The 14,028-nt window shown below is 71.4% G+C and carries 12 protein-coding genes; 3 read left to right on the plus strand and 9 right to left on the minus strand.

From position 1 onward, the window contains the following. Positions 1-27: 27 nt before the first annotated feature. Both ACZ7L5_RS27520 and ACZ7L5_RS27525 read right to left on the minus strand, forming a co-directional pair. Entirely contained in the window at positions 28-570 is a 543-nt protein-coding gene (locus ACZ7L5_RS27520; protein WP_471519615.1) for an ATP-binding protein, read from the minus strand. A gap of 184 nt (positions 571-754) precedes the next feature. After that, on the minus strand, positions 755-1,078 hold the full coding sequence (locus tag ACZ7L5_RS27525; protein WP_328883499.1) for a hypothetical protein: 324 nt from the start codon (positions 1,076-1,078) through the stop codon (positions 755-757). 320 nt (positions 1,079-1,398) lie between these two features. Here ACZ7L5_RS27525 and cds1 point away from each other — a divergent pair, with 320 nt between their 5' ends. Then, positions 1,399-2,538, plus strand: a complete 1,140-nt coding sequence (cds1, locus tag ACZ7L5_RS27530) for an L-cysteine desulfhydrase Cds1 (RefSeq protein ID WP_471519617.1) — start codon at positions 1,399-1,401, stop codon at positions 2,536-2,538. A gap of 9 nt (positions 2,539-2,547) precedes the next feature. Here the strand turns inward: cds1 and ACZ7L5_RS27535 are convergent, their stop codons facing one another. Further along, a complete protein-coding gene (locus tag ACZ7L5_RS27535) occupies positions 2,548-3,018 on the minus strand; it encodes an SRPBCC family protein (RefSeq protein ID WP_467478001.1) in 471 nt (156 codons plus the stop codon). An 89-nt stretch (positions 3,019-3,107) separates the two neighbouring features. Next, the gene (locus ACZ7L5_RS27540) at positions 3,108-3,935 is read right to left on the minus strand and encodes a DeoR/GlpR family DNA-binding transcription regulator (RefSeq protein WP_328883502.1); all 828 of its coding nucleotides are present in this window, start codon (positions 3,933-3,935) and stop codon (positions 3,108-3,110) included. A 292-nt stretch (positions 3,936-4,227) separates the two neighbouring features. Between ACZ7L5_RS27540 and ACZ7L5_RS27545 the strand changes: the two genes are divergently transcribed. Further along, the gene (locus ACZ7L5_RS27545; RefSeq protein WP_471519619.1) at positions 4,228-6,522 is read left to right on the plus strand and encodes a hypothetical protein; all 2,295 of its coding nucleotides are present in this window, start codon (positions 4,228-4,230) and stop codon (positions 6,520-6,522) included. 27 nt (positions 6,523-6,549) lie between these two features. Here the strand turns inward: ACZ7L5_RS27545 and ACZ7L5_RS27550 are convergent, their stop codons facing one another. The 4 genes from ACZ7L5_RS27550 to ACZ7L5_RS27565 all read right to left on the minus strand — a co-directional run bounded on the left by ACZ7L5_RS27550 (position 6,550) and on the right by ACZ7L5_RS27565 (position 11,185). Next, positions 6,550-8,988, minus strand: coding sequence for a right-handed parallel beta-helix repeat-containing protein (locus ACZ7L5_RS27550; RefSeq protein WP_471519621.1), 2,439 nt, complete (start codon positions 8,986-8,988; stop codon positions 6,550-6,552). Between the two features lie 109 nt (positions 8,989-9,097). Beyond that, positions 9,098-9,703 carry an Rv1733c family protein gene (locus ACZ7L5_RS27555; RefSeq protein ID WP_471519622.1) on the minus strand — a complete coding sequence of 202 codons (606 nt, stop codon included), beginning with the start codon at positions 9,701-9,703 and terminating at the stop codon, positions 9,098-9,100. Between the two features lie 178 nt (positions 9,704-9,881). Then, positions 9,882-10,709, minus strand: a complete 828-nt coding sequence (locus ACZ7L5_RS27560) for an MOSC domain-containing protein (protein WP_471519624.1) — start codon at positions 10,707-10,709, stop codon at positions 9,882-9,884. A gap of 44 nt (positions 10,710-10,753) precedes the next feature. After that, a complete protein-coding gene (locus ACZ7L5_RS27565; protein WP_471519626.1) occupies positions 10,754-11,185 on the minus strand; it encodes a DUF6643 family protein in 432 nt (143 codons plus the stop codon). A 307-nt stretch (positions 11,186-11,492) separates the two neighbouring features. Here ACZ7L5_RS27565 and ACZ7L5_RS27570 point away from each other — a divergent pair, with 307 nt between their 5' ends. Next, entirely contained in the window at positions 11,493-12,785 is a 1,293-nt protein-coding gene (locus ACZ7L5_RS27570) for a TerD family protein (protein ID WP_471519627.1), read from the plus strand. A 14-nt stretch (positions 12,786-12,799) separates the two neighbouring features. On the opposite strand, the gene ACZ7L5_RS27575 is transcribed toward ACZ7L5_RS27570, so the two are convergent. Next, positions 12,800-13,993 (minus strand): glycosyltransferase, encoded by a 1,194-nt coding sequence (locus ACZ7L5_RS27575; protein WP_471519629.1) that lies wholly within the window; start codon positions 13,991-13,993, stop codon positions 12,800-12,802. Between the last annotated feature and the right edge of the window lie 35 nt (positions 13,994-14,028).

Genomic DNA, 14,028 nt, shown 5'->3' on the forward strand with positions numbered 1-14,028 from the left:
GCCTTCGAAGGTCCCCTCACCGCCCGGTCAGCCGACAACGGCCGACCGGGCGGGAGCATGCTCGGGCCGGCGCAGATCGACCGGCGCCCCGACCTCCGCGAACCGACGCACAGGGTTGTCCGCCGTTCTGCGGTGCGGCGGTCGCGCGGCCGTGGCCCGCGGCGCCACGGCCGTCGGGAGCGTGAACCACACGACCTTCCCAAACTCGCCGTCCGGCCGCACACCCCAGCTCTCGCTGACGGCGGCCACCATCGCGAGCCCGCGACCGCAGGTGGCGAGCGTGTCGGCGGCCCTGACGTCCGCCACGACCGGCAGTCGCGGGTCGTGGTCGCGCACCGAGACCATGAGCCGGTCGAGCAGCAGCTCGATCTCCACGGTGCACATCTTGTCCGGCCGGGCGTGCTGGTGGACGTTGGTCAACAGCTCGGTCACACCGAGCGCGGCGCGGTCTATCAACGCGTCCAGATGCCAGTAGCGCAATTGCGCCGATACGATTCTGCGGACCTGACCGATCCGCGACGGCAGGGCTTGGAGCTCCACCGTGCAGTGCCTGCTTGGGTAACTGATCACGGCTGCGACTCCCCGACTGAAGAGGTCCGGAAGAACACGGAGTACGGATCCAGCAGGGGACTTGAGGAAAACGGCCGCCTGCTGTCGTGGCCGGCGGGCTGGTTCGCAGCGTTATCGCCGGTAAACCCAGAGTGACGTGAGACCAGCGTGACGCAAGGGGTGCGGTACCGCAACTCGCAGTGACTCAGCCCTTACGGCCCGCAGCCTTTCGCACTGCCTCTATGAACCGGCGCGCCGCGGGAGGACCCGCCTCTCCGGGAGCGGGATCGTGATCACCCAGGGTCAGCGAGTAGCGGTTGCCGTTGATGTCGGCCAGCGCCTTGTCGTCCGGCGAGAACCACGGCTTGGACGCCCGTACGGCCTGTACCGGCGCGCTGTCGATCTCGCTGCCGTAGCTGGTGAGCAGTTGCACCCGGCCGTCGCTGATCCGCACCTGCCCGGCCCGGGTCAGCGAGCGCAGCCGCTTCCCGATCCGCACGCCCGTGGCCCTGAACTCAGGTTCCGCCATGCCCCGCCCCCTTGTGCGCGTCGGTGTGCCGGCCGGTCCTGTGCGGGTGCCGGCCCCGGTAGTGATCCAGTGTGCACCCCGTTCGGGATCGTCGTCCCGTCCGGAGCAGTGTGCCCGCGTCCAGCGCCGAGCACCAGTACGCACGTCCCCCTGTTCGCGGTGCTCGGAGCACTCGAGCGAATGCGCCCCCCGGGGCCCGGTGAGGTCACGGCCCAGGGGTGCCTTTGAGGCTCTCAAAGGTGTGTTTATGCAGGTGAGAAGCGTGCGGAAGATGTCTATGCTCGAAGTGACGGCCCCGCGAGTCGCCGTTGTGGCCGAGCATGAGGAGCACCGCCGTGAGCACCCTTCAGCAGACCCCGTCCGGTGTGACCCTCGACGTCGACCAGAGCGACGCTGCCTATCGCACCTGGCTGAAAGAAGCCGTCCGAAAGGTCCAGGCCGACGCCAACCGTTCAGCCGACACCCACTTGCTGCGGTTCCCGTTGCCGGAGCACTGGGGCATCGACCTGTACCTCAAGGACGAGTCGACCCACCCGACGGGCAGCCTCAAGCACCGGCTCGCCCGCTCGCTCTTCCTGTACGGCCTGTGCAATGGCTGGATTCGACCGGGCCGCCCGGTGATCGAGGCGTCCAGCGGCTCGACGGCCGTATCCGAGGCGTACTTCGCGAAGCTGATCGGGGTGCCCTTCATCGCGGTCATGCCGCGCACGACGAGCGCCGAGAAGTGCCGTCTGATCGAGTTCCACGGCGGGCAGTGCCACTTCGTGGACGACTCCCGGAAGATGTACGAGGAGTCCGCCCGCCTCGCGGTGGACACCGGCGGCCACTACATGGACCAGTTCACCTACGCCGAACGGGCCACGGACTGGCGCGGCAACAACAACATCGCCGAATCCATCTTTCGCCAGCTGGAGTTGGAACGGTTCCCGGAGCCCGCCTGGATCGTCGCCACGGCCGGCACCGGCGGCACGTCGGCGACCATCGCCCGGTACGTCCACTACATGCAGCACGACACCCGCATCTGTGTGGCCGACCCGGAGAACTCCTGCTTCTTCGAGGGCTGGACCACCGGCGATCCGGACGTCACCTGCGACTGCGGCTCCCGTATCGAGGGCATCGGCCGGCCGCGCATGGAGCCGAGCTTCGTGCCCGGCGCGATCGACCGGATGATGAAGGTGCCGGACGCGGCGAGCGTCGCCGCCGTACGGGCCCTGGAGCAGTGCATCGGCCGCAAGGCGGGCGGCTCCACCGGCACCGGGCTGTGGAGCGCTCTGAAAATCGTCGCCGAGATGGTGGCCGAGGGCCGGCAGGGGAGCGTGGTGACGCTGCTGTGCGACCCGGGCGACCGGTACCTCGACAAGTACTACTCGGACGCCTGGCTCGCCGGGCAGGGCCTGGACATCGCGCCGTACGCGACGGCCATCGAGCAGCTGCTGCAGACGGGCGTCTGGCCCGAGTGACGGAACTGTCTACGGCGTCAGCCGTTTGTCCAGTGCGGTCACCGCGTCCCGGAACGCCCGGCCGACACCGGGCCGCGCGAGGCCGAAGGCGAAACGGAACGGCGCCGTTCCGTCCACCGCGAACGTCCACTGCACCCGCGTGCCCGTCCCCGCCGGGGCGAGCCGCCACTCCTCGACCATGGCCCGGGCGCCCGGCGTGTTGGTGATGTCGATCCGGTAGGCGTACAACTCGGGGCTCTTCGCCGCGAGGATCGTCTCCTCGAAACGCGTACCGCCCTTGAGGCGTATCTCGCGCCGGGCACCGTCGTCGAGAGGGCGGGCCAGCGTCACCGCGGAGAACCACTCCGTCCAGCCGGACACGTCCTCGGCCAGCGCGCGGTGGACCGTCTCCGGGGGAGCGGTGATCTCCCGCGCGAAGACGTGCCGTACGGGCGCGGTCCCGACGAAGTCGAGACCGACCTCACGCAGCAGATGAGCCATGGACGAAACCCCCTGTGCCGACGCTGGACCGGGCACGCCACCCTAGCTGGCGCTCCGTCAGCTGTCTGCACCGCGGGACATCGCCTGTCTCAGAGATCCGCATCCTCGTCGGGCTCGCCCGCCACGACGAGCCGCAGATGCTCCGCGATCTCGGAGCGCGCCTCGCTCTCGAGACCGGAGTCCGTCACCAGCGTGTCGATCTGCTCCAGCGCGGCGAACGAACTCAGCCCCACCACACCCCACTTGGTGTGGTCGGCGACCACCACGACCCGGCGCGCCGACTGCACCAGACGCCGGTTGGTCTCGGCCTCCGCGAGGTTCGGCGTGGACAGGCCGGCCTCGACCGATATGCCGTGCACCCCGAGGAACAGCATGTCGAAGTGGAGCGCTGCGATCGCCTGGTCGGCCACCGGGCCCACCAGCGAATCGGAGGGAGTGCGAACCCCGCCGGTCAGCACGACCGTGGCCGCGCCCTGCCGGGGGCCCGAGGTGCGCTGCGCGGCGTGGAAGACGTCGGCCACCCGCACCGAGTTCGTGACCACCGTCAGGTCGGGCACGTCCACCAGCTGGTGTGCCAGCGCGTACGTCGTCGTACCGCCCGACAGCGCGATCGCGGTGCCCGGCGCGACCAACTCGGCCGCGGACCGCGCGATGTCCTCCTTGGCCGTCAGCTCCAGACCCGACTTGGCCTCGAAGCCCGGCTCATGGGTGCTGGCCTCGACCACCGGAACCGCGCCGCCGTGCACCTTCTCCAGCACGCCCTGCCGGGCGAGCGCGTCGAGGTCGCGGCGCACCGTCATGTCCGACACGCCGAGCTTGCGGGTCAGCTCGTTGACGCGCACCCCGCCCCGTCGCCGTACCTCGTCCAGGATCAGGGCGCGCCGCTGCTCCGCGAGGAGGTTCTGATTCTCACTCACGTACGCTCCGGTCCTTTCGCCTCAAGCCGTCCGACACGCCCTGCGCACCTGCTCTGATAAGGACATTCTCGTCCCTCCCGGTGCGCGGGACGTCCCATCCTCGCACGGGTCGGTACCGGTCGCGCCACTGACCGTACCGACGCGCGCATGTCACTTCCGCATCTGCCGTTCCCCTGTTCGTCATACGGATCGGGGAGATTCCGTGACGAGAGGTGTAAGGGACCTTCCACGCGGAGATCCTTGTGCCCGCACGGACAGAAGCCGAAGGCTCGTCACGGGGGAAGTGCGAAAAGTGAAACGAGCGCAGGACCGCGCCGCAGCCCTGGAACTCCTGGTCCACGGGGTCGGCGGCACCACACCGCAGGAGATGCTGGACGATCCGCGCACGGTGCGGATCACCGGCGACGGCACGGCCGCCGTGTTCCGGCGCGCCGACGACGTCGACGCCGAGGACCGGCCGGACGACCACCGGGACGGCCCGGTGCCCGAGGCCTACGTCTGGTGCAACCTCACCTCGGGAAACAGCGCACGCGCCCTGTGGCTGCTGTTACTGCCGTTCATGGTGGTCAACCTCGCCCACTGGATGCGCCCCACCACACAGGACCGCCCGCGGACGGTGCGGCTGTACGGCCTGCTCGTCCGGTTCGCCGGGCTGACGCTGACGGTGCTGCTCGTCGCGGCCGCCTGCGAGGTCGCCCTCGACCTCACGGCCTGGCAGTGCGCGGGCACGCGCGCGTGTGCCGACCGGCACAGCTGGCTGGGCTTCCTGTCGCCGCTCGCCTCGGACGGCGGCTGGTGGAGCAGGCCCGGCCGCAGGCTCGCCCTCGCGGCTCTGGTGCCCGCCGCACTGACCGGCCTGCTCTGGTACCTGTCCCGCCGCACCTGGAGCGCATACGAGTCCCAGCAGCCGATGTCCCGTGAACCCGAGCCCGACGAGGAGTCCGGCGGCACCTCCCTGGGCCGCCCCGGCTTCTGGTACGGCCGTCGCCTGGTTGCCCGGCTGCGCGCCGCGCATACCGCCGCCGGCCTGTTGACGGTCGCCGCCGCGGTCGGCGCTGCAGCGGCACGCTTCGACCGCGGGCCCGGCGGACCTGCGCTCCTCGACACCCTGGGATGGCTTCTGGGAGCGGCGATCCTCGCCGGCGCGGCCGTCGTGGTGTGGGTGGTCAGCCGCCGGGGCCGCAGCGAGAACCGCCTCGACCAGGAACTCGACGAGCATCTCGTACGGCGCCTGCCGCTCGCCGCCCTCGTCCTGCTGGTGCTCGCCCTGGTGTACGCCGGGTGGGAACGGCCCGGCTGGCAATCGACGGGCCGCCTCCCGGGCGACCCCACCTTCGGCGCGATCGCCTTCCTCCAGGGCCTGCTCGTGATCGTGCTCGCCGTCGTCGCCCATGTCCTCCACCGCACCCGGCCAGACCCGCGCGCCGCCATGCGCGGCCTCGGCGGGCCGGCCGTGGTCATGCTGGCCTGCGCCCTCGGCGGGGTGATGTCGGGCGGCGTCGCCCAGCGGGTCGCCGACTGGCTGGACGGCACGCGGGCGTCCATCGCAGGCCCGCCGGTCCTGCTGACCTGGCAGGCGTCCGTGATCCCGCCGCTGCTGGTCCTCCTGCTGCTGCTCTGCGGGGGGCTGGCATGGCGGGCCTGGCTGCTGCGCCGCACCGAACTGGGCAGGGTGGAGCTCGACTACGCCGGGGAGCCCCGGGACATCGCACGCACCCGCCGTATCGCGAGCACGCGCGCGATGGCCACACTCACCGACCGCGCCCCCCTCCTCGTCGCCGTCACCTCCACCGCGACCCTGCTCCTGGGCGCCGGAGCCCTGGTCGGTGCGATGACGACCGACGAGACGCCGAGCGAGGCCGCCGACGGGACGTACGCCTTCGTGCACGGCGCAGCCGAGACCGCACAGGCACTGGGCTCCTGGCTGATCGGCCTCGGCTTCATACTGTTCGTCACGTGGGGCCGACGCGCCTACAAGGACGCCTCCGCACGGCGCACCATCGGCATCCTGTGGGACGTCGGCACCTTCTGGCCCCGCGCCGCCCACCCCTTCGCACCGCCCTGCTACGCCGAGCGTGCGGTGCCCGACCTGACCTGGCGGATGGCGACCTGGACGCGCGCCGAGAACGGCCGCCGTCTCGTCATCTCCGGGCACTCCCAGGGCAGCGTGCTTGCGGCCGCGGCGGTCTGGCAGTTGACGCCGGCCGACCGCAAGCGGGTCGCGCTGCTGACCTACGGCTCCCCGCTGGAACGCCTCTACGGCCGTTGGTTCCCGGCCCACTTCGGCTCGGCCGCCCTCGCCTCCCTGCATGCCGAGCTGGACTGCTGGCGCAACCTGTACCGCGACACCGACCCCATCGGCGGCCCCATCCGCCTGCCCGGCAGCTGCACCCCCGAAGTGGACCGCGCGGCTCTCAAGGACCCCTTGGCGTACGGCCGTACGCCCGAACACCCCCTGCCCGCCCCGATCCTCGGCCACGGCGACTACCAGGCGGACCCGGCGTTCGCCGAGGAGCGGGAGCGGCTGCTGGCGCGCCTGAAACCGGAGGTGCCCGCACAGCGGCCGGAGGTCGGTGCCGAGGGCTGATCCGACGGGTCGACGAAGGTGCCGAGGTCAGCCCAGCTCGGGCAGGTCCTCGTCGTACAGCAGCGTGAGGTCGTCCGTGCTCGGCTCGTCGAGCTGGGCGACCCGGCTCGCGTGCCGCTCCACCATCGCCTCGAAGGTCTGGCGTGCCGTGCGACCGTTGCCGAACGCCGGGCCCTTGGGGATCGCCGTGAAGTACTTCAGCAGGGCCTCGCCGAGGCCGGGGCCGAGCCGGTACTCGTGCTCCTCGGCCTGCTGCTCCACGATCCGCAGCAGTTCCTCGGGGCCGTAGTCGCTGAAGGTGATGGTCCGTGAGAAGCGGGACGCCACACCGGGGTTGATCGAAAGGAAGCGCTCCATCTCGGCCGTGTAGCCCGCCACGATGACCACGACCGCGTCCCGGTGGTCCTCCATGAGCTTCACCAGCGTGTCGATGGCCTCCTTGCCGAAGTCCCGGCCCGAGTCCTCCGGCGACAGCGCGTACGCCTCGTCGATGAACAGGACCCCGCCGCGCGCCTTGTCGAAGGCCTCCTGTGTGCGGATCGCCGTGGAGCCGATGTGCTCGCCGACCAGGTCGACGCGGGACACCTCGACCAGATGTCCCTTCTCCAGGACACCCAGGGAGGCGAGGATCTCGCCGTAGAGGCGGGCCACCGTCGTCTTGCCGGTGCCGGGAGAGCCGGTGAAGACCAGGTGGCGCTTGACGGACGCGGCCTTGAGGCCCGCCTCCTGACGGCGCCGGCCCACCTCGATCATGTCGGTGAGGGCGCGCACCTCGCGCTTGACGCTCTCCAGGCCCACCAGCGCGTCCAGTTCACCGAGGACGGCCTTGGACGTCCGGGACGGCTTCTCGGGCTCCGCGGCGGCGATCAGCGGCTCCTGCTCGGTGCTGCGCTGACCGGGGATCGCGCCGAGCAGCCCGGGGGACTGCCGCGCCGTCTGCACGACGGGTTCCGCCGCCGACGGCGGCTGCCTGACGCCCGCGCTCTCGTCGCTGGTGCAGTCCTCCACGTCGGGGCCCGCCCCGGCCGTGTCCGGGCCGCCCTCCGCGAACTCGTACCCGCCCCGCGCGCACCGCTCCGTACGGCACTTCCGCAGCGTCGTGCGGCAGCCGTCGATCACATGGAAGCCGTAGCCGGCGCTGCCCCTCACCCGGCAGTTGAGGAAGGTGCCTCGGCCGCCCGCCGACACGTAGAACCCGGCCTCCGCCGGGGACTCGACCGTGCAGCGCTCAATGGTCGGGTCGGCGCCCTTGGTGACGATCACGCCGGTCTGGGTGCCGTCCACGGTGCAGTTGTTGAGGGTGCCGCCGCTGCCGTGGTCCCGGAACCAGGCGCCGGTCGCCGCGTCCCGGATCCGGCAGTCGTCGAGCTGCGCGGTGGCGCCGTCGCTCACAGACACGGCCGTGTTGCGCACCTGCGACAGGTCGCTGTCCACGACGTCCGCGCGCGAGCCGCGGTCGAGGACGAACAGCGCGTCCGGCACGTCGTGCACCCGGCAGGAGTCCAGCACCGCGGTGGCGCCGTCGCTGACCCACACCGCCGGGTAGTCGCCCGTGCTGTCGAAGATCTCGCACTGGTTGGCGTCCACGCGCGTGCCCGGGTCCCACACCGACAGGCCGTTGCGACCGAACTGACGCACCGTCGTGCGGGTCAGGGTGAGCACGGAGCGGGAGCGCAGGTCGACCGCGTTCTCCGGGATGTCGTGGATACGGCAGTCGGCCAGGGTCAGTACGGCGTCCGTGTCCAGCGTGACACCGTCGGCGGTGGTGCGGTGCACATCGCAGTCGGTGAGGTGGGCGGTGGCCCGTCCGGTGATCTGGACGCCGGAGCCGCGGACCTCGTAGACCTCGCAACCGACGGCCTCCAGAGCGGAGTTCTCACCGGTCGCCGTCAGCCCCGAGCCCGAGGCGTGGTGAACCCGGCAGCGCTCCAGCCGGGGGTGCGCACCACCGCGTACGGCGATGCCGGCCTGGCCGGCCGCGACGACCTCGCACTCCTCGAACACGCCGCCCCCGCCGTCGAGTACGGCGATGCCGATGCCCGCCGGGTTGTCGACGGTGCAGCGGCGCACAGTCGGCCGCGCGCCACCCCGCACCTCGATCCCGGCCGCGGACCGAGTGACGATGCGGACGTCCGACAACTCCGGGGTGCCCTCCTCGACGAGCAGTGCGGGTGCCGCAGCGTCCTGGCCCTCGACGTGCAGGTCCTGAACAACCGCCGAGGCGCGCACGGTCAACGGCACACCGTCCAGAGGCGCGATGCGCACCGAGCCCGGGGAGCCCTCGGGGCCGCGCAGGGTCACCGCCCGCTGGACGACGAGGTTCTCCCGGTAGGTGCCCGGCGCGACGGTGAGGACGTCACCGTCGGTCGCGGCCTCCAGGGCTGCGGCGAGCGATGCGTACTCACCCGTGCGGCGCCGCCACCGCGATGTGCCGGTGTGCGTCACCTGGACCGTGCCCTGTGCCATGGCGTTGATGTGCCCCCACCTCGTAGTACGCGGGTTTTGCTCCCGAAGAGTTCGGCCGGTCCACCGTAGCGTGCGCGCGGGCGGTGGGTTGACCAGAGCGGTAAGGCCGTCAGCTGCCGGTGCCGGTCCGGCCCCAGTCGGGGCCTGCCTTGTCCCAGGCCTGGTCCCAACGCGCGTACCTGGCACGGACCATGCGCCAGACGACCAGCCGTCTGCCGCCCTCGACAAGGCCGATGGCCAGCAGGGCCGAACCGACCCCGGCGAGCACGGCGTGCGTCGCCGCGGTCGCGGAGTCCAGGGGGCGGGCCACCGTGCGGCCCTGTTGGTCCGTCCATATCTTGAACTGGTCGCCGGGCTGTGGGGTGTCGAGGCCGGCCATGACCTGCCCCTGGTGCACGCTGCCGTCCGGTGCGGTCCAGTCGGCCAGCACGCGGGTACGACGGTCCCGTCCGGTGGTGGCCTCGGGGTCGGAGTCCAGCGGGGAGCCCCGCAGCTTGCGGACCACGGTCGCCGTCACCAGATGCCGGGCCGCGCGCTGGTCGCGCACGGACTCCTGAAGGGTGTCCTGGGCGAGGCCGCCGACCAGGGAGCCGACCACGGGCGCGGCGACCAGGATCAGCAGCAGGGCCGCGAGGGCGACCCAGGCCTCGGCCAGATCGGTCGCACGGCACAGCGGATTGTGCCGCCAGCGCCAGAGTCCGCTGATCGCCCGCATGTCCCGCCACCCCTTCCCGCTCCGTGATAGCCCCTCCCGGAGCCGCTCACTCGCGAGCCCGGCGAAGAGAGAGCGAAATCACCTGCCGCCAGGGCTTCTCATGAACTTCTCACGAAATGCCCAACGCACGGGCCCCCGGCCCCGGTTCCCGCATGTCGTCGCGCGCGGGAGATCTTTCTCAGTCGAGGACCGTGACCGGGTCCCCGGCCCGGATCGTGCCTCGCGAGAGGGGCACCAGGTTCTGGCCGAACACCAGCTTGCCGCCCGTCCTGCGGTGCCTGCCCAGGGTGTGCAGGGGCTCCCTGCCGCGGTCCGCGGTGGCCTGGTCGATCGTGGTCACCACGCAGCGTCCGCACTTGTCGGGGACACGGAAGGTGACCTCGCCGATGGCGATGCTCGACCAGTCGTCCTCGGCCCAGGCGGCGGTGCCCGACACGACGACGTTCGGCCGGAAGCGGTTCATGGGCAACGGGCCCTCGGCCGGGTGATCACCTCGGGCCAGGAGGGAGTTGAGGGCGTCGAGGGAGGCGGTCGTAGTGACCAGCAGTGGGTAGGCGTCGGCGAAGCTGACCGTCTCGCCCGGCAGAGCGTACTCAGGGTCGACGGGCCGGCACGTGCCGGGATCGGCCATGTGCACGAGGCGCGCCTCGATGCCGAGATACGTGCTGCACCAGGCGTGCGCGGCCTCGTCCTCGGCGGGGGCCGCTTCGACCTTGTCGCGGAAGATCTCCATCGGCACCGTGCCGGACGCCCTTGGCGCGGGCACGGTCAGCGGGTCCATGCCGGGCGCGGACAAGCGGACACCGCCGCCGGGCAACGGCTCGGCGGCGGCCAGGGCGAGGCGCGGTTGCTGGCGCTGCGTCACGACCTTTCCCCCTGCGTCGATCAGCGCCCAGCGTCGATCTCCGGCCAGCCCCCAGGGCTCCACGACGGCTGTCCGAAGCGTGGTGCCCCGGAACGCCTTGACCGGATGAACGTGGATCGACTGCAGCTGCGCTTGCCCCATGGGGCCATCGTGCCAGGTGGCGACGACAGCCGATGGGGAAGGGGTCAGTAGCCGCGGTACTGCTGGTTGTTGTACGGGTCCTGGTAGGGAGCCGCGGCGGGCCGGGGAGCCGCGGGGCGCATCGCCTCGTAGCCCATACCGCCGGGGGCCACCGGACGAGGCTGCTGCGGCTGCGGACCCGGATAGCCGCGCGGCGCGGCCTGCTGCGGGATGTAGGCGGCGGGCGCCTGCTGCAGCGGCGCGGGCTGCTGCGCATGCGGATAACCGTAGGAGGGCTGGGACGGGGCCGCCGGGAGGGCGGGCAGTGCCGACGGGAGCGCGGGCAGGTGGCTGCCCGGAGCGTCGTACGCGGCGGGGACCCGGATCGGGGCGATCTGCGGGGTGCCCCGCTCGGCCACGAGCGAGTCGTAGATCGGGGTGTCCGGGAAGGAGGCGGAGTAGTAGCCGCCGCCATAGGTGGAGCGGGGGGAGGTCATGGCACATAAGGTAAGCCCACGATGTGCTGGTTGGGGAGACCGATAAGAGGGTTGTTTTATGTGTCCGCAGTGACGCTGGATCCCCAATGCGAGCGAACTTGGCAAAAAGGGACGTCAATCCGCGTTCGGATCGTGTAAATGCCGAGCTCCGGGCGGGTTACCGGCGGTTGACCGGCGATTGACCGGCGGTGTTCATGTGCCCCTCATGGGAGTTCGATGTCGCGGGGAATAGGTTGACCCTGTAAGAAGCCGATGAGCTGCCAGGACGTGCCTGGCACGGTGACCCGTGATGGGGGCGGACATGTCAATGCCGAAAGGATCGAATGTTCCGGTGCCGACGACGGCACTGCGGGTCGAATTGGGCTGGCGCTCCGGACCGGGCGTGCCCGACGCGGACGCCTCGGCTCTGTTGCTGGTCGGCGGAAAAGTCCGCTCCGACGCGGACTTCGTCTTCTACAACCAGCCCGAGCACTCCTCCGGCGCCGTCCGGCACGAGGGCAAGCGGGACGCCGGCGGCCGGGTGACCGACAGCGTGCTGGTCGACCTCGCGCGCGTGGAGCCCGCGATCGAGACCGTCATCCTCGCCGCCTCCGCGGACGGCGGATCGTTCGGCCAGGTCCCGGACCTCTACATCGAGGTCAAGGAGGCCGCCCAGGGCACCTCAGTCGCCCGTTTCGACAGCGCGGGCGCCACCGTTGAAACCGCTTTCGTCCTCGGTGAGTTCTACCGCCGTCAGGGCGCCTGGAAGTTCCGTGCCGTCGGCCAGGGTTACAGCAGCGGCCTCGAGGGCCTGGCCACCGACTACGGCATTACGGTCGACGAACCCCAGAACGCGGCTGCCGCCCCCACGCCGGGAGCCCCGCCGGTCGCGCCCCCGATGACCACGCCCGCACCCCCGCCGCCGGCGATGCAGTCGCCCGCGATGCCGCCGGTCCCCCCGCCCGCGCCCCAGGCTCCGCCGGTCAGCCTGAGCAAGGTGACGCTCACCAAGGCGGCGCCCTCGGTGTCGCTGACCAAGCAGGGCGGCACGTCGGGCGCCATGCGCGTGAACCTCAACTGGGAGGTGCGCAAGCAGTTCTCGGGCTGGGCCGGCAAGCTGGGCCGCCCGGTCGCCATGCACAACGACCTCGACCTCGACCTGTGCGCCCTGTACGAGCTGACCGACGGCAGCAAGGGAGTCATCCAGTCCCTCGGCAACGCCTACGGCGCCCTGCACCAGCCCCCGTACATCCACCTCGACGGCGACGACCGCACCGGCGCCGTGGCCAGCGGCGAGAACCTCACCGTCAACCTCGACCACCAGCGGGCCTTCCGGCGCATCCTGATCTTCGTGACCATCTACCAAGGTGCGCGTTCCTTCGCCGACCTGCACGCCACAGTCACCCTGACACCGCAGCACGGCGCCCCGATCGACTTCTCGCTCGACGAGTGCACGGTCCCCTCGACCGTGTGCGCGCTCGCGCTGATCACCAACACCGGCAGCGACCTGGTCGTGCAGCGTGAGGCCCGCTACCTGGTCCCCGAGCGGGGGGTGAGCCCGCAGCGCACGGTCGACCACGCGTACGCGTGGGGCATGAACTGGACACCGGGTCGCAAGTAGTCAGCCGCAAGCAGTCAGCCCTCGTCGGGCACCGCGTCCGGACGTGTGTAGGTGCGGCCCTTCCAGGCCGCGCCGCGCCCCCGGTAGTGCTGCACCGCGGAATCGACCGTCATCAGGAGATAGAGGAACGCGGTGAACGGCAGCAGGGGAGCGAGCCACAGGGACTGGCGGTAGTAGCGGAGCATCGGCACATACGTCCCCGTCATCACCAGCCACGCAAGGCCGCCGACGACCGCCGTCACCGTGTCCCCGCCCACCGGCCCCGCGACCACGGCCGCGGGCGGCACCAGATAGACCAGCGCGAGCCCGGCGACCGTCCCGGCCAGCAGCAGCGGGTTGTGCCGCAACTGTGCGTACGCACTGCGCGAGACCATGCGCCACAGATCGCGCAGCCGCGGATACGGGCGCACGCTGTCCACCCGCTCCGCCAGCCCCAGCCAGATGTGGCCGCCGCCGCCCTTGACGGCCCGCGCGAGCGCCACGTCGTCGATGACGGCGTGCCGGATGGCGTCGGGAATCCGCGCCCGCTCGGCCGTCTCGGCACTCAGGAGGACGCAGCCGCCCGCCGCGGCCGCCGTCCGCGTCCCCTTCTTACTGATCCGGCGGAACGGATACAGCTGCGCGAAGAAGTACACGAAGGCGGGTACGACCAGCCGCTCCCACAGGCTCTCCACGCGCAGCCTGGCCATCAGCGACACGGCGTCGAAGCCCCCGGTGCGCGCTGCGGCGACCAGCTCCCGCAGGCTGTCGGGCGCATGCTCGATGTCGGCGTCCGTCAGCAGCAGGTACTCGGGGTCACGCGCGCGTGCCAGGCCGATGCCGTGGCGCACCGCCCAGAGCTTGCCGGTCCAGCCGGCCGGCGGTTCGCCGGGGGAGTCCACGGTCAGCGGCAGTCCGCCGTGCCGTCGCGCCAGCTCGCGCGCCAGTTCCCCGGTGCCGTCCGAACTGCCGTCGTCGATCAGGAAGATCTCCGCGTGCCCCGGGTAGTCCTGGGCGAGCAGCGACGGCACAGAGGCCGGAAGGACCGCGGCCTCGTCGCGCGCGGGGACGACGACGCAGACCGACGGCCACCGGTCCGGTTGCGTCCGATGCGGAAGCCTGACATCCGTACGCCAGAAGAAGCCCTGGCAGAGCAGAAGCCACAGCCAGGCGGCGAGTGATCCTGCGGCGGTCCACGCGATGGCGCTCACGCGCGAAGTCTGCCCCACCCCGGGAGCCCGCAAGGGGCCATCGACTATCGTGA

This window comes from Streptomyces sp. NPDC107528 (assembly GCF_055639295.1).

Bases quoted from the DNA above. Each gene is read 5' to 3' on its own strand.
- ACZ7L5_RS27525 (WP_328883499.1), bottom strand. From the start codon at position 1,078: ATGGCGGAACCTGAGTTCAGGGCCACGGGCGTGCGGATCGGGAAGCGG.
- cds1 (WP_471519617.1), top strand. From the start codon at position 1,399: ATGAGGAGCACCGCCGTGAGCACCCTTCAGCAGACCCCGTCCGGTGTG.
- ACZ7L5_RS27535 (WP_467478001.1), bottom strand. From the start codon at position 3,018: ATGGCTCATCTGCTGCGTGAGGTCGGTCTCGACTTCGTCGGGACCGCG.
- ACZ7L5_RS27550 (WP_471519621.1), bottom strand. From the start codon at position 8,988: ATGGCACAGGGCACGGTCCAGGTGACGCACACCGGCACATCGCGGTGG.
- ACZ7L5_RS27555 (WP_471519622.1), bottom strand. From the start codon at position 9,703: ATGCGGGCGATCAGCGGACTCTGGCGCTGGCGGCACAATCCGCTGTGC.
- ACZ7L5_RS27560 (WP_471519624.1), bottom strand. From the start codon at position 10,709: ATGGGGCAAGCGCAGCTGCAGTCGATCCACGTTCATCCGGTCAAGGCG.
- ACZ7L5_RS27565 (WP_471519626.1), bottom strand. From the start codon at position 11,185: ATGACCTCCCCCCGCTCCACCTATGGCGGCGGCTACTACTCCGCCTCC.
- ACZ7L5_RS27570 (WP_471519627.1), top strand. From the start codon at position 11,493: ATGCCGAAAGGATCGAATGTTCCGGTGCCGACGACGGCACTGCGGGTC.